Here is a 17,477-nt window from a genome sequence, read left to right as displayed (position 1 = left end):
ACACAGGGGGAACAAAAATGGAAAACGAAAAAACCGTTCAATCGAAAATAGATTATCATTTATTGTTCATTTTATTTTTAATTGCGATCGTCAGCGCCATTGCCATCGAAAGCGCGCGCGAGACGCTCCCCGCTAAACTGCAACATATTAACTTTGCGCAAAAGCAGCTCATGTGGTATGGCGTCGGAGCCGTCGTCATCGCGGTGACGATGCTTATCGATTACGACCGGCTGTTTAAAATCGCTTGGTATTTGTACGGCTTCGGGATGATTCTTTTACTTGGATTAGAATTAAACGTCCCGGGTACATTAACGATTAAAGGAGCAACGAGCTGGTACAGCCTACCGGGCGGAAACTTTCAGCCGTCTGAGCTAATGAAAATTTTTATGATTATCGTCATGAGCCGAATTATCGTCAACCATCGTGAAAAATACCATGACCCGACGTTGCAAGACGATTTGAAACTGCTCGGAAAAATCGGGCTGTCGCTACTGCCGCCGCTTTTTTTACTTGCCCGTCAGCCTGATATGGGGATGTCAATGGTATTTATGGCGATCACCGGCTCGCTCATTCTCGTTTCCGGCATTCGTTTGCGCATTATCGCCGCTATCGTCGGTGTTGCTGTACTTGGCGCAACAGCGTTTATCGTGGCGTTTTTATATTTCCCTGATGTGTTAAAAATCAAGCAATACCAGTTAAACCGTTTTTACGGTTGGCTTAATCCGTATGAATATGCGAGCGAACAAGGATTTCAGCTCGTAAAATCGCTTCTTGCGATCGGCTCGGGAGAGTTGTATGGAAAAGGATATAAAAACTTAGACGTCTATTTACCAGAGTCGCATACCGACTTTATTTTTAGCATCATCGGAGAACAATTCGGCTTTATTGGGGCAAGCATCGTCGTGTCGCTCTTTTTCCTATTAATTTACCGCATGATTCAAATTGCGCTAGAATGCCACGACCCATTCGGTAGTTATTTATGCGCCGGCGTCATCGGCATGATTACGTTCCAAGTATTCCAAAATGTCGGCATGACGATCGGGTTACTACCGATTACCGGTCTTCCGCTTCCGTTCATCAGCTACGGAGGAAGCTCGCTCGCCACATACATGCTTGCGATTGGGCTCGTCCTAAACGTCCGTTCTCGCACACAAAAATTTATGTTTTCAACGGAACAATAGGGGAGGTTTAGACTTTGTCACCTTCCCTATTGTTTTTGTCCCCCCTCAAATATACGATGACGCACTACCACAATTACAATAAATAATACCTATTGAAACAATTTTCACTTACATGTTAAAATTATTCTCGATTTATAAAATTTTATTTAAAAAGGGGTTGTTCTGTATGAGGAATATGTTCATCTCCACTCTTTTTATTTTGCTTTTCTTTTCCATTCACCCTGTTTCCGCTACTTTTGCCCATAACAACAATATAAGCGAACAAGAGAAAAATAAAATTGTTCAAGAAGCTTTAAAAGTCATTGAAAAGAGGTACAACTCTCTTATTTCACAACAACATGAAGAAAGTGAAGTACCTCAACTAAAAAATACTAAGTCGCAACTCAGATTAGAGAATATTATAAAAAGAGACCAAGATTATATAAATAAATTAGGTGCATCGTACAAGAAAATAGAAATTTTGAACGTAGACGACATACAAATAAATCAGGTAAATGAAACAATTAAGTTAAGTTTGAAAGTGGAGGTAGCTAAATACTACCAGTACAAAAACAAAAAGCAGATGGAAGAACATCCATGGCTTGAAACAAGAACACATGAGTTTGTTTTCTCTTTTAACGAAAACAAAGGAAGCGATTCATATTTATTAGTTGACTACAAATTCGAAGATGAAATGGACTACTCCGATGAACAATCTCCAAATCTCAACTTACCTACAATTTTGTTGGATATGACTTTGACAACGATGGTTATTTCGATCATCTTTCCATCGTAGTAAACTATGATAGCAATGGCGAACCGTTAACTGCTCAACATACTCCAAGCGACTATAATCGTCCATGGAAATCAGTCAATTCATCAGCAAAACATTACTTTATTCAAACAAATGATTACTGGTATTCTAATTAGTGAAGTTTAAAGTGAGGAGAAAACATTGAAGAAGTGTATATTGTTATTTATCTTGTTAGGTTTGTTGATGGGATGCAATAAAAAAGAAATCCCTATGTATAATGGATTTCCAATTCCTGAAGGGGCAAAAGTCATAAAAATAGATAGCGATAAAGGCAAGGTGCATCCTGTTTTTATCAGTCAAGCTTTCTTCCAGTTAGAAGAGCCTATGTCTGACTTTACACCGTCCCATCCTTTCTATCAAACTATTGTAAATGAAGGATGGAAAGATGAAGAAGCAATAAAAAAATTAGGCGAATATCGCCATATATTCAGTAAAGATAATCGACTGATCGAAGTAAGTTTTTACAACGACAAGATGACCCTTACAGAATATAACCCTGAAATTTTTTGGGGAAAAAATTAAATGATTCTCCAGTGCATGTTGCTCTGGGGATTTTTTTTGTGCATAATGAATAACAAATATCTTTAAAAGAAGGTCAACGAATGATGTATGACATTATCGGAGATATTCACGGCTGTTTTCACGAATTCATGTTATTAACAAAAAAGCTTGGCTACGTCTGGGAAAACGATGTGCCGATTCATCCGAACGGGCGAAAACTTGCCTTCGTCGGTGATTTAGCCGATCGCGGTCCCGAGTCATTGCGCGTCATTGATACCGTCATTGCGCTCGTTCAACAAAACAAAGCGGTGTACGTCCCAGGCAATCATTGCGACAAATTGTATCGTTTTTTTCTCGGGCGAAACGTGCAAATTACACACGGACTTGAAACGACGGTTGCCGAATGGGAACGAGCGGATGAAAAAACAAAAACGCGCATTCGTACACAATTTATGAAGCTGTACGAAAACGCCCCGCTTTATGCCGTCTTAGACGATGGAAAACTTGTGATCGCCCACGCCGGCATTCGAGGGGACTATATTGGCAAATCGAATCAAAAAGTAAAAACGTTTGTGTTATACGGCGATATTACAGGTGAAAAACATCCGGATGGCTCCCCTGTGCGCCGAGATTGGGCAAAACATTACCGAGGCGATGCGCTTATCGTATACGGACATACGCCGGTCAAAGAGCCGCGCTGGCTAAACAACACCGTCAACATCGACACCGGCTGCGTATTCGGCGGACAATTAACAGCGCTTCGCTATCCAGAAATGGAGACCGTTTCTGTTCCATCAACGATGCCATATGTCGCAGAAAAATTTCGCCCGTTTGACTAAAGCAAACGGGCCATGTCATGAGGGAGCGGCGCATGAAACGTCATCGTTTTTTCGAGAAATGGATGAAAAAACGTCAGCTCACAACTATGCAACGCTTGGCGGTCGATTTGCTCCCGAAAACCGCCATACAAATCATCGCCAACGAGCGGATGACCGATATGAGAAAAATGAACGCGAATTTGATGCGTACGCCCCGTTTCTAATCGAATCGACACGTGCGTCATCTCATTTTTCTGTTGCAATACTTCATAATGCGTCACCGCTCGCTGACCGTCTGGCCGCACTTCCCGCTCGATGATGCTGTCGCCTTTTCGTCCGATCGGCGCATCAATCGTTCCAACGAGCGGGGTGACATAACCGTGGCAAACCGCTTCGTACCGCCGTTTCACCCGCCCTTGCTTTTGTTGTTCGCTAAGTAAATGATGCACATGGCGATGCTTTGCGACAAGCACAAGCCCAGACGTATCGCGGTCAAGCCGTGTGACGACATGCACCGTCGTTTGTAACTGTTGTTGTTCGTAATGATACAATAACGCATTCGCAAGCGTCCCATGCGGATGTTCGCGCGACGGAATGGTTGACATGTGCGGAGGCTTATCGACGACGATAACATAATCGTCCTCGTACACAATCGAAAGCGGAATCGGCTCAGCGACCATATGTACCCCTTTTTGTTCTGGTGGAAACGAAACGCACACTTCATCGCCTGCTTTTAGCACGTAACGAACGGTCACAGGCACATCGTTCACTTCGATCCGCCCCCCTTGAAATTTAATATCGGTGAGCGCTGTTTTTGAAATATGTTGTTGTTTTAAAAATTCACGAACGAGCATCCCATCTTGTTGTTGTGTGACGATCCAACGAAGTTGAAACATACAAATCCCTTTCTACTGAATGAATGATTCGCGCACGCGCTTCCAAAACGGAAACGGACGGAAGCGAGCAAAGCGAATTTTTTCGTCGGCGACGCGGCATTGTATCGACTTCACATCTTTATGAAGTAGCGACAAATGGTCGATCGTAATTTGAAAATCAACGTCATTGACCGGCTTTAACATGCACGTATGATGCGCTGGCAAAATAAGCGGTGAGCCGATCGTTCGGAAAATGCGGTTGTTAATGGACGCCATTTCTGCGACTTGAATCGCTTCAAGCGACGGATGTAAAATCGCCCCGCCAAGCGCTTTATTGTATGCCGTACTTCCCGATGGCGTCGAAATGCATAACCCATCCCCGCGAAACGTTTCAAATAAATCGCCGCGAATTTCGACATCCATCACAAGCGTCCCTCCAACGCTTTTCACCGTACATTCATTGAGCGCTAAATATTTTGCTTCGCGTCCGCCGCGCACATATCGAATCGTCACTTCTAAAAGCGGGTATTCCACGATTTGATATGGCGTTTTTGCAATCGCAATGACGAGCTTTTCAATTTCATCTGGCACCCAATCGGCGTAAAAGCCTAAATGGCCCGTATGCACCCCGACAAACGCCGTCTGTTCTAACCGGCTCCGATAGCGATGAAACGCATACAACAACGTCCCATCCCCGCCGACTGAAATGACGATATCCGGCTCGTCTTCATCATACGTTAAACGAAAATCGGTTAAATATGTACGAATTTTATACATACATTCGTTTGATATCGCATCCCCTTTTGATATGACCGCAAATTTCACGCGCCCCACCCCTCGTCATCTTTTACGTCTTGCTTACGCGAAAACGCCGCTTGCGCCTCTTGAATTTCAAAACGAATTTTCGACATTTCCTCGTCTAACAAATATGCGGCTTCTGCGGCGCGCTGCAATCGTTGGCGAATATCTTCTGGAAACTTGCCGCTATATTTGTAGTTTAACGAATGTTCAATCGTCGCCCAAAAGTTCATCGCAAGCGTGCGAATTTGAATTTCAACTAAAATGTTTTTCTCGCCATAAATCATTTGCACCGGATAACGAATAACGACATGGTACGAACGATACCCGCTCTCTTTTTTTTGCGTAATGTAATCGCGCTCTTCAACGATCGTAAAATCGTTTCGTTGCCGAAGCAATTGAACGACCGTCTTAATATCATCGACAAACTGACACATCATACGCAAACCTGCAATATCTTGCATTTGTTCTTCTAGTTGATCGAGCGGAATATTTTTCTTTTGCGCCTTATCTAAAATGCTCGCAATCGGCTTCACTCTTCCGGTCACAAATTCGATTGGAGAATGCACCCCTTGCATTTCAAATTGAGCGCGCATCCCTTTTAACTTGACTTTTAACTCCTCGACCGCCTGTTTATACGGCGCTAAAAAAAATTCCCAATGTCTTTCCATTCAACCACCTACTTATGCGAAAAATGCCGTTACCGCCTGTTCCATTTCTTCACCGTAGTTTGCATTTCCTGCAATATTTTCGATTAAGTATGCCACTTCTTCATGAATGCCTTCTAATTCAAGCGTGGCATCACGCCCAACGAGAAAGATCGGCTCGTTTGTCGCAAGTGCTTCCTTTAACGCTCCCCACACCGCTTTTGGCATCACAACATAAATAAATGCATCGCTTGCTTCTAATATGTATACGAACGCACACGCGTCGGAATCGACAAGCATATGCCGTTTTGGCTTCAAGCCTTGAAGCGTTTCGTCACATGACATATTCCATCCGTTTTCTTTTCTTTCAGCTGAATGTACATATATTTTCATGTTCTTTCCTCCGTCCATCTATGATGTCCGCCTTTATTTTACCACATTTCACCTACCGATGTTCACTAGTTGCACTTTTTCTCATACATGTTGATAATAAAAAGTAGAATGGTGTGAAGGAGAAAAGAGATGAAACAGGAACTTGAAATTGAATTTAAAAATCTGTTGACCGCTGAAGAATTTGCTCGTTTAACGACGGCGTTTGCGGTGCGCGATGATGAATGGAACGTGCAACAAAATTATTATTTTGACACTTTAGACTTTCAATTAAAACGACAAAAAAGCGCATTGCGCATTCGTATGAAAAATGACACATATACATTAACATTAAAACAACCATATCAAGACGGGCTGTTAGAAACGCACGAACGATTAACAAAACAAACCGCAACCGCGCTCATTTCGGGCACGCAACGACTTGAAGGCGAGATGGCAAACACGTTGCAGTCGCTTCATATTGATCCGACAGCTGTCGTTTGCTTCGGTGCGCTAACGACCCGCCGCGTTGAACGCCCGTATAAAAACGGCACGCTCGTTTTTGACTTTAGCGAATATATGAACGTGTCGGACTATGAAATCGAATACGAAGCAACAGATCGAACAGAAGGCGAAAAAACGTTTACGGAACTATTGCAGTCGTTTCATATTCCGAAACGAAAAACGAAAAATAAAATTGAACGATTTTACGAAGCAAAATACGAAACGGAGCGATCGTCATGAACGTACAACAATTAAAATTGCTTTTTGAGCTGAAAGCGTTACAAAATTTACAAGGGAAAAAAGAAGCGCCGACGACATCGTTTCACGACTTGTTTCGCGAGCTGTTAACAACGGAAATAAACGAAGAAACCGAAACGATACGTCCGTCCCTTCCGCTCATGACGACGGAAGAAACGAACGCGCCAACGTATGAGAAAGGAAATGCACCGCTTTCTTCAAACAGCATGCAGCAATGGATCGACGAAGCCGCTACAAAATATGATGTCGATCCGAAGCTCATTTATGCAGTCATTCGCCATGAGTCAAATTTTAACCCGCAAGCAAAAAGCCGCGTCGGTGCGATGGGGCTGATGCAGTTAATGCCGAGCACGGCGCGCATGCTAGGGGTACAAGACGCATTCGATCCGAAACAAAACATTGAAGGTGGGACAAAATATTTACGCCAACTTCTCGATCGTTATGACGGGAATGTGGCACTTGCGCTTGCGGCCTATAACGCAGGGCCGGGAAATGTCGATAAACACGGAGGCATTCCACCTTTTCGCGAAACGATAAACTACGTCAAAAAAGTCATGCAAACGTACTATGCCACAAGTCGCATCGTTTGAGATTCAACAAAGTCGTTGTTACAATATTGATATATTTCGGCAAAGGAGTTTTCTGTATGTTTCAATCCCCTTATGAAGCGCTCGGAGGCGAACAAGTTGTCGCGAAGCTCGTCGATGCCTTTTACGAACGAGTCGCCAAACATCCTGACTTGGCGCCTATTTTTCCGAAAGACTTAACAGAAACAGCGCGAAAACAAAAACAATTTTTAACACAATATTTAGGCGGTCCTCCGCTATATACAGCCGAACATGGACATCCGATGTTGCGCGCTCGCCATTTGCCGTTTCCGATTACGCCTACGCGCGCAAAAGCATGGCTTGCGTGTATGCATGAAGCGATGGATGCGATCGGACTAAAAGGACCTGTGCGAGATGAATTGTACCAACGGCTTATTTTAACTGCCCAACATATGATTAACACCCCAGAAGATGAGCGAAAGGAGCATGAAGGTGAATGAAAAGCAAATCGATCAACAAGAAGGAACGACAAAACAATTAGAAATTTACTTATTTGTCGATCCTCTTTGTCCGGACTGTTGGGCGCTCGAACCTGTTTTAAAAAAGCTTTGGATGGAATATGGACAATATTTTACGTTGCGCCACGTCTTAACAGGTCAACTAGATCGGCTCAACGGCGTGGCGTATAAACGAATTGATCGACATGCGACGCGCATCGGCATCGCATGTGAAGATGAAGTGTTGCTTGAGACACCGCTTCCGATTCCATACGTTGCCTCCCTTTCCGTCAAAGCGGCGGAATTACAAGGGCGGCAAGCAAGCATCCGTTTTTTACGCCAACTCCAAGAAATTGTATTTATTCAAGGGAAAACAATGACAGACACAAGTACACTTATTCAATGCGCCATCGATGCCGGTTTAGACGTGCAAGAATTTATAAACGATTTATCTTCACCGACCGCTGTCAAAGCGTTTCAATGCGATTTAAAAATTAGTGCGGAAATGGATGTTCGCGAAGTTCCTACGCTCGTCTTTTTCAATGAAAATATTGAAGATGAAGGCATTAAAATTTCAGGCTGTTATCCGTACGACGTATATGTCGATTTAATCCATGAAATGCTCGGATTTCATCCTCAACCATCTCCGCTTCCACCAATTGAACAGTTTTTACATCACGCTCAGTTCGTAACGATCGATGACATTGCGATGGTGTATAACATTCCCCGCTGCAAAGCGGAATGTGAATTAAAAAAGCTACGTTTAAAACAAAAAGTGGAACAAATCGGCTCGTTTTGGCGCTGGATTGATAAAGAAAAAAGACTCGGCTAACACCGAGTCTTTTTTCTTTGTCATAAAGACAACAAAGGGGATGGGAGAAATTTTTCACGGTCAAACAAAGGGGTATAAGTTTGTTTGATTGTGATTCACTTCACGTTTATATATTAACAAACTCCTTTATGTCTTGACAAGTGTTTTGTTTACTTGTTCACACATTTGTCATAATTATTTTCCCTTTTGCTTATTATGAATGAAGAAAGGGGGGGATTCGATGCTCATTTTATATATCGTTTGGATCGTCGTTGCGCTCATTATTCACTTTTTTGCATTAATGCGGTTATTTCCGCTATTCATATCGATTCCGTTTTTATTCCTTTCTTTCTTTTCATTTTTCACTTATCTCAACAACCGCCATCGTTTTCGTGGGTTTCGGTAATCAGAAAAAAGGCGACCATTCCGTCGCCTTTTATAATAGTTGCTCCAGTTGTTGTAGTTTTTGTTCAAACACTTGGCACGCTTGTTCGATTGGCTCTGGAGATGTCATATCGACACCTGCTTTTTTCAACACTTCAATCGGATAATCGGAGCTTCCAGCTTTTAAAAACGCAATGTAGCGCTCGACAGCTGGCGCGCCTTCTTCTAAAATTTGTTTACTTAACGCTGTGGCCGCGCTAAAGCCTGTCGCATATTGATATACATAATAGTTGTAATAAAAATGCGGAATGCGTGCCCATTCTAAGCCGATTTCTTCATCGATGACGATGCCGTCCCCAAAATATGTTTTATTTAATTCGTAATATTTTTCCGTTAACGTTTGTGCGGTGAGCGCCTCACCATTTTGCGCCATTTGATGAATCATATGTTCAAACTCAGCAAACATCGTTTGACGGAACACCGTTCCACGGAACGTTTCTAAATAATGGTTTAATAAATATAACTTTTTCTTTTCATCATCGATCGTCTGTAATAAATAGTCGTTGAGCAGCGCCTCGTTGCACGTCGATGCCACTTCGGCTACGAAAATCGAATAGTTTCCGTACGGATACGGTTGATATTTGCGCGTATAATAGCTATGCACCGAATGGCCAAACTCGTGCGCAAGCGTAAATAAGTTATTGACATTGTCTTGCCAGTTCATTAAAATGTACGGATTCGTGCCATATGAACCAGACGAGTATGCGCCGCTTCGTTTGCCGCGCGTTTCATGCACATCGACCCAACGATTGTCAAATCCTTCTTTTACGATCGCAATATATTGTTCGCCAAGCGGAGCGAGCCCTTTTAATAATAACTCTTTCGCTTCTTCGTACGTCACCTTCATATCGACTTGTTTCACAAGCGGCGTATATAAATCGTACATATGCAACTCATCTAATCCGAGCACGCGCTTGCGCAGCTGAACGTAACGATGCAACAGCGGCAAATAGCGATGAATCGTTTCGATTAAATTATCGTACACCGTTTCAGGAATTTGATTTTTGCTTAATGCCGCCTCACGCGCCGAGCGATAGTTGCGAACGCGCGCAAAAAAGTTATTGCGCTTCACCGCTCCGTTTAACGTGCTAGCGAACGTATTTTCATATTTACGATATGTATCGTACACCGCTTTAAACGCATCGTGCCGCACGCGGCGATCTTCGCTTTCAAGGAAACGAATGTAACGACCGTGCGTGACTTCCACTTCTTCCCCGTTCTCATCTTGAATTGTCGGAAAACGCAAATCGGCATTATTTAGCGCCCCAAACGTATTGCTCGACGCATTCATGACATCCGCTGCTTGCGCAAGGATCGCTTCTTCTTTTTCCGGTAACACGTGCGGACGTTGGCGATTCATTTCATCTAGTTCATGCTCATACAGTCGAAGCGGTTCGTATTGTTGTAAAAACGTGCGCACGACCGATTCATCAAGCGCTAAAATTTCCGGCACGATAAACGCCATCACATTGCCTGCTTCCGCATACAATCCTTCCGCTCTTGCTTCCAATCCTTGATAAAGCGAATTTGTCGTATCTTCATCATGGCGCATATGAGCATACGCATATAGCTTTCCTAATCGCAACAACACATGATCGCGATATTGTAACGCTTCATATAACGTTTCTGCACTTTCTCCTAGCTTTCCTTTATACTCCGAAAATTTCGGAAGAAGCGCGGTAATCGCCTGAAACTCCTCTTCCCATTGTTCATCTGTCGCAAAAATATCTTCAAGACGCCACGTATACTCTGTCGGAACATCTTTACGTGTCGGCAACGATTTTGCCATATGAATCACCTCTTCCATCAAAATGTTTACTTATATATTATTCTCGTTTTACGAAAAAATCCTCTTTTTTGCTTACAATTCGTCGCAACACTTGTTCATCTCCACGAATCGCTTCTTCCATGTTTTGCGGAAGCGACCATGACCGAATGCGCTGAAACGAACTTTTTCCGACTTTTTTTAAAAAACGAAGCGAAACGAGCGCATGTAAATAGTCCATGAGCGCATATGAATAATGCGTTTTTGTAACGAGCGGAAGCGGGCGAATATGAATGAGATTTTGACGAATGAAACGCTGCAGTCGATCATATAATTGATGAAACGAAAACGTCACATGAAGCGGAATATTCATCATTTCAAGCAACATATACGTTTGCCAAACAAACGGCGGCGTCTCAAACCAATACGAATGGCGAAGGGGGATGCCTGCTTCATGCGGAAATAACGATGGAGTCATATGCGCTTCATACACGATGCGACAAAACGTGTGGTTCGTTCGGTAGTAGAGAGGAGACATGCGCCACTGCTTCTTTTTTATGTTCCAAGCGTCAAAAAGGGCGGTTTGTTGTCGGTTCATTCGTTTTCGCAAAGAAGAAAACGAGAGCGCATGAAGCGGAACCGTCGTCCACTCCCCATATGCAATCGTTGCCGATAGCGGAATGAGATGATGAAGAAACGACATGGTGCGCTGCGTTGAGCAATAAAACGGGATCATCTCTTGGTCGTTGAAAAAAAGCCACAGAAACGAAGACAATCGAAAAAACAATCCGCGACGCTGCACATGTGACGAATGAAGAATCCAAATTGGGATCATGTTTGCGTTCATATACGCTTTCGTTCGTTTCGTAAATAAAGAGGATGAAATTGTGGAGCATTGATACTCTAACGCATACATCTTTTGCTGATGGACGACAAATATATCTGGCCGTTGTTGAATGTGTGGCAAATACGTTTCCACCCCGACTTCTAGCCGTTCATTTAACAACCATTCGTACAGCTGTTGTTTTCCTTGTAAATGTGCGATCGTTTCTCGCTCTGTTTCAATGATACATTTTGCTTCATGGGCAAAATGCGGCATGCGTTTTTTACCGATTTTCAACTGTACCCGCTTGCGACAAACGGGACAAAAAAACGATTCGGTCGCTCGCCATACATGTAACTGTTCAACCGTCCAATCGTCTAATAACGAACATACTTCCCCATTTTTAAACAAAGCAACAAACATATAACCTCTCCTTTCTCCTCACATGTTTTCAACAAAATGAACAATTGTCCTGCAAGAAATACAAAAAATAGGGGAACAACTAAATTTATTGAATTAGGCGTTTTTTATTTCCCTTCTTTCACATTTTGTCATACAATAGAAGTACAAGATGTGGGAGGATGGGCGAATGCTCAGGGGTGAATTCCCTTCCTGAATGGATAATTATAGAAGGGAGCTGAGGAACATGGAAATCGAACGCATCAATGAATATACGTTGAAGCTATATATATCGTACGGAGATATTGAAGAACGCGGATTTGATCGCGAAGAAATTTGGTACAATCGCGAACGAAGCGAAGAATTATTTTGGGAAATGATGGACGAAATTCATCAAGAAGCGGAACTTTATTTAGAAGGCCCGCTTTGGATTCAAGTGCATGCGCTTGAAAAAGGCATTGAAGTGCTCGTCACAAGAGCGCAAATTTCTAAAGACGGAACGAAGTTAGAACTTCCAATTAACGATGAACGATTTAAAGATTTACCTGTCGATGAAAAAATCGAGCAAATATTAGATCAACATTTTAACATCATTAAAACATCATCATCGACAGCGCCTGAAAATCCGCTACAATTTGTCATCCGCTTCAAAAATATTGAAGACGTCATCGCCCTTGCTCATCGTCGCGATTTTTCAACATTAAACAATCGCCTATTCGCATTTGAAAACAGCTACTATTTATACGTCGAATTTACAGAAGAAGATGCCGATCGCGACATTGACAATATGTTAAGCATATTGCTTGAATATGGGCAAGATTCCCAAATGACGATTCATCGTCTTGAAGAATACGGAAAAGTCGTCATCGAAGAACAAGCGCTAACGATGATCGCAAAACATTTTCCAAACTCATAACGCCGATTTCAATTGCTTGAAATCGGCTTTTTTTCCGTAAGGTTAGGTGAACGAAACATGAGAAATGCTTTAAAAGTGGCACTGTTTATCCTTATTTTCATCGGCTTTTTAACGATAACGAAAGACTATTGGGAAGGCTGGCTGCTCGGAACGTTCAGCTTATTTGTGACCTTGTCAGTCATTTTTATTTCATTCGTCATCTTTTTAGAAAACCGCCATCCGACAAAAACGCTCACATGGCTCGTTTTGTTCGGCAGTTTTCCGCTCGTCGGCTTTATTTTTTATTTATTTTTCGGGCAAAATTATCGCAAAAAACGACTTTTTCGAAAAAAGGCGTTGCTTGATGAACAAACGTTTCGCAAACTTGAAACAAATCGTGCCGATCAAGAGCGAAAACTGTATATGAAACCTCATCAACAACCGTTGTTACAACTAGCGAAACGATTGACGAAAGAGTCAATCTCTACGGCGACAAAAACACGCGTGTTAACGAATGGAAAAGAAACGTTTGCCGCCATTTTTGCGGAATTAGAAAAAGCAGAGCACCACATTCATCTTGAATATTACATCGTGCGCGATGACGACATCGGTCAACGCCTAAAGCACATATTAATGGCGAAAGCAAAAAAAGGGATACACGTCCGCTTTTTGTACGATGCTGTCGGAAGTTGGAAACTGTCGAAAACGTACATACAGGAAATGCGCGAAGCAGGTGTCGATATGATTCCATTCTCCCCTGTTCGCTTGCCGTTTTTAAACAATACGATCAACTTCCGCAACCATCGCAAAATTATCGTCATTGACGGAAAAGTCGGTTTTGTCGGCGGGTTAAATATTGGCGACGAATATTTAGGGAAAAACGAATATTTTGGCTTTTGGCGCGATACACATTTACTCGTTTCCGGTGAAGCCGTTCGCACGTTGCAACTTATTTTTTTACAAGATTGGTATTACATGACTGGGCAACAATTATTGACGTTGAACTATTTAAGCGCTCCGACCGTCGCTGATGATGCGCTCGGAGGCGTTCAGCTTGTCGCTGGTGGACCGGATACGAAGTGGGAAGTCATTAAACATTTATTTTTTGCGATGATTACATCGGCTCAACGTTCCATTTGGATCGCCTCTCCATATTTCATTCCAGATGAAGATATTTTAACGGCGTTAAAAGTGGCGGCATTAAGCGGTATTGATGTGCGGCTTCTTGTGCCGAAGCGACCGGATAAAAAAATTGTTTTTTACGCTTCCCGCTCTTACTTTCCTGAATTATTAGAAGCAGGAGCAACGATTTACGAATATGAAAAAGGGTTTATGCACAGCAAAATTATCGTCGTAGACGGGGAACTCGCTTCGATTGGCACAGCGAATATGGATATGCGCAGCTTCCATTTAAACTTTGAAGTGAACGCATTTTTATATCAAACGCCAAGCGTACAAACGTTAGTCAATGATTTTATGAACGATTTTCATCATTCATCAAAAATTGATATAGCCCAATTTCAGCAGCGCCCGCTTTGGATGCGCATCGCTGAATCAACCGCCCGTCTTCTTTCTCCATTATTATAAAAGGCTTAGCGTGTACGTTACGCTAAGCCTTTGCTGTTGACGAGCTGCTGTGCTTGACGCAATTGATACGTCCGCACTTTTCTCGGTAAAAAGCGGCGAATTTCATCTTCGTTGTAGCCAACTTGCAGACGCTTTTCGTCCATAATAATCGGACGGCGCAACAATCCTGGATGTTGGCGAATAATTTCATACAAATCTTGTAACGGCAACGAGTCGACTTGAATGTTTAGCTTTTGAAAAATTTTCGATCTCGTTGAAATAATTTCATCCGTTCCGTTTTCTGTCATGCGCAAAATGCTTTTAATTTCTTCAATCGTTAACGGTTCCGCAAAAATGTTACGCTCTTTATACGGAATGTTATGCTCTTCTAACCATGCTTTCGCTTTTCGGCAAGACGTGCAACTTGGCGATGAGTACACGATGACCATATATATCACTCCCTTAAAAATGGGTTGCTTCCATAGTTTTCTGTATTAAAACACATCTTATTTTAAAATGAGTTTAAAAAACTTTACAACGTACATTATACAACAAAAAAGTTTAGAAAGATACACCTTTTTTTCACTTCACACATATAATATACGGTTGTCCGATATAAATGGTTTCGTTTTTCGTTGCTTTCATTTGAAATTTTCTCTACAATAAAAATAGACATGGCAAACAAAGGGGGTTTTTTGTATGGCGCAATTTTTTATTGATTTTACGATTGTTTCCATTTTAGTCATCGGCATCACCGCGCTTATGGGTGTCATTTTAAACGGCATTGGTGAAAACATATTTGGTGGACAAAAAAAGCGGTTACATACAGCGATGAGCGAACATATTCAAACCGGCTGGAAAACAGTTGGCGGAAAAAAAGCTTCGAGATAATCTCGGGGCTTTTTTTAAAAACAAAATAGTCAAACGAATCAAAATATTGTATAATACTTTAGTACATCAAACGAAAAAAGCTAATCTCTCAAACGAGAGATTAGCTGTACATCGCTTTATATTTTTCATACTCTGCTTCTGAGCAATAGACGAAATGACCTGGCGTAATTTCGCGCATGCGCACGTCTTCGCCTTCTTTATAGTTATGTTGCGTCGGATCGTAAATGATACGTTTACGCGTCCGCTCCGTTTCTGGATCTGGATGCGGAATGGCAGATAAAAGCGACTTCGTATACGGATGAATCGGATTGCGATACAATTCTTCCGCATCCGCAAGCTCAACCATTTTTCCGAAATACATGACGCCAATTCGATCGCTAATGTATTTCACCATCGACAAGTCGTGGGCGATAAATAAATACGTCAACCCTTTTTCGCGTTGCAACTTTTTCATTAAGTTGACAACTTGCGCTTGAATCGATACGTCTAACGCCGAAATTGGCTCATCGGCAATAATAAACTCTGGCTCGACCGCAAGCGCGCGCGCAATGCCAATCCGCTGACGCTGACCGCCTGAAAACTCATGCGGATAACGGTTCGCATGTTCACGGTTTAATCCGACCGTCTCAAGCAGTTCATATACGCGGTTCATGCGCTCTTCTTTCGACGATGCTAAGCCGTGAATATCGATTCCTTCTGCAATAATATCCGCAACAGTCATTCGCGGGTTTAATGACGCATACGGATCTTGGAAAATCATTTGCATTTTCCGTTTTAACTCTTTCGCTTCTTTCGCTGACTTTTTCCGATGCACGCTTAACCCGTTAAACAACACTTCGCCGCCTGTTGCTTCATATAACCCAATAATTGTGCGCCCTGTCGTCGACTTTCCGCATCCCGACTCACCAACGAGACCGAGCGTTTCTCCTTTATAAATATCAAACGTGACATCGTCAACGGCTTTAACGACTTGGCCTTTACCGACTTTAAAATATTGTTTTAAGTTTTTCACTTCAACGAGTTTGTTCATCGCTTCTCCCCTCCTCGATCTTTCGTTAATGCTTCGAACTTTTTCATCCGTTCGCGCACGACTTTCGGAGGTTCGACTTTCGGTGCGTTCGGGTGAAGCAACCATGTTGCCGCATAGTGCGTGTCAGACACTTGGAACATCGGCGGCTCCATTTCATAATCGATTTTTAACGCATACGCATTTCGAGGGGCAAACGCATCTCCTTTTGGCGGATTTAATAAATCTGGAGGCGTTCCTGGAATCGAGTACAATTCTTCTTCCCCATGTTCTAAGCTTGGCATCGAGGCAAGTAGACCCCATGTATACGGATGTTTCGGATTGTAGAAAATTTCATCAACTGTCCCTTTCTCGACAATTTTGCCCGCATACATGACCGCAACACGATCCGCCACATTTGCTACAACGCCTAAATCGTGCGTAATGAAAATAATCGACGTTCCTGTCTTTTTCTGAATGTCTTTAATGAGCTCTAAAATTTGCGCTTGGATCGTCACGTCTAGCGCTGTCGTCGGCTCATCCGCAATTAACACTTTCGGATTGCATGCAAGCGCGATCGCAATGACGACCCGTTGACGCATACCGCCCGATAATTGATGCGGATATTGTTTAAAGCGAAGCGCTGGCTCTTTAATGCCGACAAGGTCAAGCAATTCAATGGCGCGCTCCTTCGCCTCTGCTTTGGACATTTGTTGATGTTTTAATAACACTTCTGTAATTTGTTTTCCGATCGTCATCGTTGGGTTTAACGCGGTCATCGGATCTTGGAAAATCATCGAAATTTCCGCTCCGCGCACACGTTGCATTTCTTTTTCTGACAGCTTTGTCAAATCGCGACCTTCTAATAAAATTTGTCCTTGCTTAATGCGCGCAGGCGGCATCGGAAGTAGACGCATAAGCGCCTTTGACGTGACCGATTTTCCTGAACCAGACTCTCCAACGATCGCAAGCGTTTCTCCTTTATGCAAATCAAACGATACACCGCGTACAGCTTGTACTTCTCCGCCGTACACATCAAACGAAATATGCAAATCTTTTACCTCTAGTACTTTTTCCATTGTTCCACC

Annotated in this window: 22 protein-coding genes; 13 read left to right on the top strand and 9 right to left on the bottom strand. The window is 42.7% G+C overall.

The window, feature by feature from the left end; translation table 11 throughout:
* Positions 1–17: 17 nt before the first annotated feature.
* The 5 genes from AFK25_RS03555 to prpE all read left to right on the top strand — a co-directional run bounded on the left by AFK25_RS03555 (position 18) and on the right by prpE (position 3,314).
* Positions 18–1,181 (top strand): FtsW/RodA/SpoVE family cell cycle protein, encoded by a 1,164-nt coding sequence (locus tag AFK25_RS03555; protein ID WP_035064986.1) that lies wholly within the window; start codon positions 18–20, stop codon positions 1,179–1,181.
* A gap of 166 nt (positions 1,182–1,347) precedes the next feature.
* Positions 1,348–1,956, top strand: coding sequence for a hypothetical protein (locus AFK25_RS15205; RefSeq protein WP_240483383.1), 609 nt, complete (start codon positions 1,348–1,350; stop codon positions 1,954–1,956).
* Positions 1,875–2,090, top strand: a complete 216-nt coding sequence (locus AFK25_RS15200; RefSeq protein ID WP_338024067.1) for an amidase domain-containing protein — start codon at positions 1,875–1,877, stop codon at positions 2,088–2,090. Before AFK25_RS15205 ends, AFK25_RS15200 begins: the two co-directional genes overlap by 82 nt.
* 25 nt (positions 2,091–2,115) lie before the next feature.
* Positions 2,116–2,496: a hypothetical protein gene (locus AFK25_RS03545; RefSeq protein WP_035064983.1), complete on the top strand. Its 381-nt coding sequence runs from the start codon at positions 2,116–2,118 to the stop codon at positions 2,494–2,496.
* 80 nt (positions 2,497–2,576) lie between these two features.
* A complete protein-coding gene (gene prpE / locus AFK25_RS03540; RefSeq protein WP_035064981.1) occupies positions 2,577–3,314 on the top strand; it encodes a bis(5'-nucleosyl)-tetraphosphatase PrpE in 738 nt (245 codons plus the stop codon).
* Here prpE and AFK25_RS03535 read toward each other — a convergent pair.
* Genes AFK25_RS03535 through AFK25_RS03520 form a run of 4 tightly spaced genes read right to left on the bottom strand, consistent with a single transcriptional unit; the run spans position 3,311 to position 6,006 of the window.
* Positions 3,311–4,189: an RluA family pseudouridine synthase gene (locus AFK25_RS03535; protein WP_035064979.1), complete on the bottom strand. Its 879-nt coding sequence runs from the start codon at positions 4,187–4,189 to the stop codon at positions 3,311–3,313. The genes prpE and AFK25_RS03535 overlap by 4 nt on opposite strands.
* Before the next feature lie 12 nt (positions 4,190–4,201).
* Positions 4,202–4,993 carry an NAD kinase gene (locus tag AFK25_RS03530; protein WP_035064976.1) on the bottom strand — a complete coding sequence of 264 codons (792 nt, stop codon included), beginning with the start codon at positions 4,991–4,993 and terminating at the stop codon, positions 4,202–4,204.
* Positions 4,990–5,637 carry a GTP diphosphokinase gene (yjbM, locus tag AFK25_RS03525; protein WP_035064973.1) on the bottom strand — a complete coding sequence of 216 codons (648 nt, stop codon included), beginning with the start codon at positions 5,635–5,637 and terminating at the stop codon, positions 4,990–4,992. Before yjbM ends, AFK25_RS03530 begins: the two co-directional genes overlap by 4 nt.
* 12 nt (positions 5,638–5,649) lie before the next feature.
* On the bottom strand, positions 5,650–6,006 hold the full coding sequence (locus tag AFK25_RS03520) for a UPF0738 family protein (RefSeq protein WP_420806287.1): 357 nt from the start codon (positions 6,004–6,006) through the stop codon (positions 5,650–5,652).
* Positions 6,007–6,135: 129 nt separating this feature from the next.
* Between AFK25_RS03520 and AFK25_RS03515 the strand changes: the two genes are divergently transcribed.
* The 5 genes from AFK25_RS03515 (at position 6,136) to AFK25_RS15060 (ending at position 9,006) form a co-directional block, all read left to right on the top strand.
* Positions 6,136–6,726 (top strand): CYTH domain-containing protein, encoded by a 591-nt coding sequence (locus tag AFK25_RS03515; protein ID WP_035064967.1) that lies wholly within the window; start codon positions 6,136–6,138, stop codon positions 6,724–6,726.
* Positions 6,723–7,334, top strand: coding sequence for a lytic transglycosylase domain-containing protein (locus AFK25_RS03510; protein WP_035064964.1), 612 nt, complete (start codon positions 6,723–6,725; stop codon positions 7,332–7,334). The genes AFK25_RS03515 and AFK25_RS03510 overlap by 4 nt, the downstream gene beginning before the upstream one ends.
* A 56-nt stretch (positions 7,335–7,390) precedes the next feature.
* Positions 7,391–7,792 carry a globin domain-containing protein gene (locus AFK25_RS03505; RefSeq protein ID WP_009362172.1) on the top strand — a complete coding sequence of 134 codons (402 nt, stop codon included), beginning with the start codon at positions 7,391–7,393 and terminating at the stop codon, positions 7,790–7,792.
* Positions 7,779–8,621, top strand: coding sequence for a ClpXP adapter SpxH family protein (locus AFK25_RS03500; protein ID WP_081957684.1), 843 nt, complete (start codon positions 7,779–7,781; stop codon positions 8,619–8,621). The genes AFK25_RS03505 and AFK25_RS03500 overlap by 14 nt, the downstream gene beginning before the upstream one ends.
* A gap of 220 nt (positions 8,622–8,841) precedes the next feature.
* Positions 8,842–9,006 carry a hypothetical protein gene (locus AFK25_RS15060; protein WP_009362174.1) on the top strand — a complete coding sequence of 55 codons (165 nt, stop codon included), beginning with the start codon at positions 8,842–8,844 and terminating at the stop codon, positions 9,004–9,006.
* A 30-nt stretch (positions 9,007–9,036) separates the two neighbouring features.
* Here AFK25_RS15060 and pepF read toward each other — a convergent pair whose 3' ends face one another.
* Complete coding sequence (pepF, locus tag AFK25_RS03495) at positions 9,037–10,833, bottom strand: oligoendopeptidase F (RefSeq protein ID WP_128713012.1); 1,797 nt, start codon at positions 10,831–10,833, stop codon at positions 9,037–9,039.
* Between the two features lie 37 nt (positions 10,834–10,870).
* Entirely contained in the window at positions 10,871–12,055 is a 1,185-nt protein-coding gene (locus AFK25_RS03490) for a competence protein CoiA (RefSeq protein ID WP_035064956.1), read from the bottom strand.
* A gap of 223 nt (positions 12,056–12,278) precedes the next feature.
* On the opposite strand from AFK25_RS03490, the gene mecA reads away from it, so the two are divergent.
* Both mecA and cls read left to right on the top strand, forming a co-directional pair.
* Positions 12,279–12,947 (top strand): adaptor protein MecA, encoded by a 669-nt coding sequence (gene mecA / locus AFK25_RS03485; RefSeq protein ID WP_009362177.1) that lies wholly within the window; start codon positions 12,279–12,281, stop codon positions 12,945–12,947.
* A gap of 57 nt (positions 12,948–13,004) precedes the next feature.
* Positions 13,005–14,513: a cardiolipin synthase gene (gene cls, locus AFK25_RS03480; RefSeq protein ID WP_035064953.1), complete on the top strand. Its 1,509-nt coding sequence runs from the start codon at positions 13,005–13,007 to the stop codon at positions 14,511–14,513.
* Between the two features lie 17 nt (positions 14,514–14,530).
* Here the strand turns inward: cls and spxA are convergent, their stop codons facing one another.
* Positions 14,531–14,941, bottom strand: a complete 411-nt coding sequence (spxA, locus tag AFK25_RS03475) for a transcriptional regulator SpxA (RefSeq protein WP_009362179.1) — start codon at positions 14,939–14,941, stop codon at positions 14,531–14,533.
* 250 nt (positions 14,942–15,191) lie between these two features.
* On the opposite strand from spxA, the gene AFK25_RS03470 reads away from it, so the two are divergent.
* Entirely contained in the window at positions 15,192–15,383 is a 192-nt protein-coding gene (locus AFK25_RS03470) for a hypothetical protein (protein WP_019417864.1), read from the top strand.
* 100 nt (positions 15,384–15,483) lie between these two features.
* Here AFK25_RS03470 and AFK25_RS03465 read toward each other — a convergent pair whose 3' ends face one another.
* Complete coding sequence (locus AFK25_RS03465; RefSeq protein ID WP_035064951.1) at positions 15,484–16,413, bottom strand: ABC transporter ATP-binding protein; 930 nt, start codon at positions 16,411–16,413, stop codon at positions 15,484–15,486.
* Positions 16,410–17,468 (bottom strand): ABC transporter ATP-binding protein, encoded by a 1,059-nt coding sequence (locus tag AFK25_RS03460; RefSeq protein WP_035064948.1) that lies wholly within the window; start codon positions 17,466–17,468, stop codon positions 16,410–16,412. The genes AFK25_RS03465 and AFK25_RS03460 overlap by 4 nt, the downstream gene beginning before the upstream one ends.
* Positions 17,469–17,477 lie beyond the last annotated feature (9 nt).

The organism is Anoxybacillus gonensis (genome assembly GCF_001187595.1).
In the GTDB taxonomy this organism is placed as follows: domain Bacteria; phylum Bacillota; class Bacilli; order Bacillales; family Anoxybacillaceae; genus Anoxybacillus; species Anoxybacillus gonensis.
This window is presented reverse-complemented; position numbering and strand designations above follow the sequence as displayed.

Bases quoted from the DNA above. Each gene is read 5' to 3' on its own strand.
- AFK25_RS03555 (WP_035064986.1), top strand. From the start codon at position 18: ATGGAAAACGAAAAAACCGTTCAATCGAAAATAGATTATCATTTATTG.
- AFK25_RS15205 (WP_240483383.1), top strand. From the start codon at position 1,348: ATGAGGAATATGTTCATCTCCACTCTTTTTATTTTGCTTTTCTTTTCC.
- prpE (WP_035064981.1), top strand. From the start codon at position 2,577: ATGATGTATGACATTATCGGAGATATTCACGGCTGTTTTCACGAATTC.
- AFK25_RS03535 (WP_035064979.1), bottom strand. From the start codon at position 4,189: ATGTTTCAACTTCGTTGGATCGTCACACAACAACAAGATGGGATGCTC.
- yjbM (WP_035064973.1), bottom strand. From the start codon at position 5,637: ATGGAAAGACATTGGGAATTTTTTTTAGCGCCGTATAAACAGGCGGTC.
- AFK25_RS03520 (WP_420806287.1), bottom strand. From the start codon at position 6,006: ATGAAAATATATGTACATTCAGCTGAAAGAAAAGAAAACGGATGGAAT.
- AFK25_RS03515 (WP_035064967.1), top strand. From the start codon at position 6,136: ATGAAACAGGAACTTGAAATTGAATTTAAAAATCTGTTGACCGCTGAA.
- AFK25_RS03510 (WP_035064964.1), top strand. From the start codon at position 6,723: ATGAACGTACAACAATTAAAATTGCTTTTTGAGCTGAAAGCGTTACAA.
- AFK25_RS03505 (WP_009362172.1), top strand. From the start codon at position 7,391: ATGTTTCAATCCCCTTATGAAGCGCTCGGAGGCGAACAAGTTGTCGCG.
- AFK25_RS03500 (WP_081957684.1), top strand. From the start codon at position 7,779: ATGAAGGTGAATGAAAAGCAAATCGATCAACAAGAAGGAACGACAAAA.
- AFK25_RS15060 (WP_009362174.1), top strand. From the start codon at position 8,842: ATGCTCATTTTATATATCGTTTGGATCGTCGTTGCGCTCATTATTCAC.
- pepF (WP_128713012.1), bottom strand. From the start codon at position 10,833: ATGGCAAAATCGTTGCCGACACGTAAAGATGTTCCGACAGAGTATACG.
- AFK25_RS03490 (WP_035064956.1), bottom strand. From the start codon at position 12,055: ATGTTTGTTGCTTTGTTTAAAAATGGGGAAGTATGTTCGTTATTAGAC.
- mecA (WP_009362177.1), top strand. From the start codon at position 12,279: ATGGAAATCGAACGCATCAATGAATATACGTTGAAGCTATATATATCG.
- cls (WP_035064953.1), top strand. From the start codon at position 13,005: ATGAGAAATGCTTTAAAAGTGGCACTGTTTATCCTTATTTTCATCGGC.
- spxA (WP_009362179.1), bottom strand. From the start codon at position 14,941: ATGGTCATCGTGTACTCATCGCCAAGTTGCACGTCTTGCCGAAAAGCG.
- AFK25_RS03470 (WP_019417864.1), top strand. From the start codon at position 15,192: ATGGCGCAATTTTTTATTGATTTTACGATTGTTTCCATTTTAGTCATC.
- AFK25_RS03465 (WP_035064951.1), bottom strand. From the start codon at position 16,413: ATGAACAAACTCGTTGAAGTGAAAAACTTAAAACAATATTTTAAAGTC.
- AFK25_RS03460 (WP_035064948.1), bottom strand. From the start codon at position 17,468: ATGGAAAAAGTACTAGAGGTAAAAGATTTGCATATTTCGTTTGATGTG.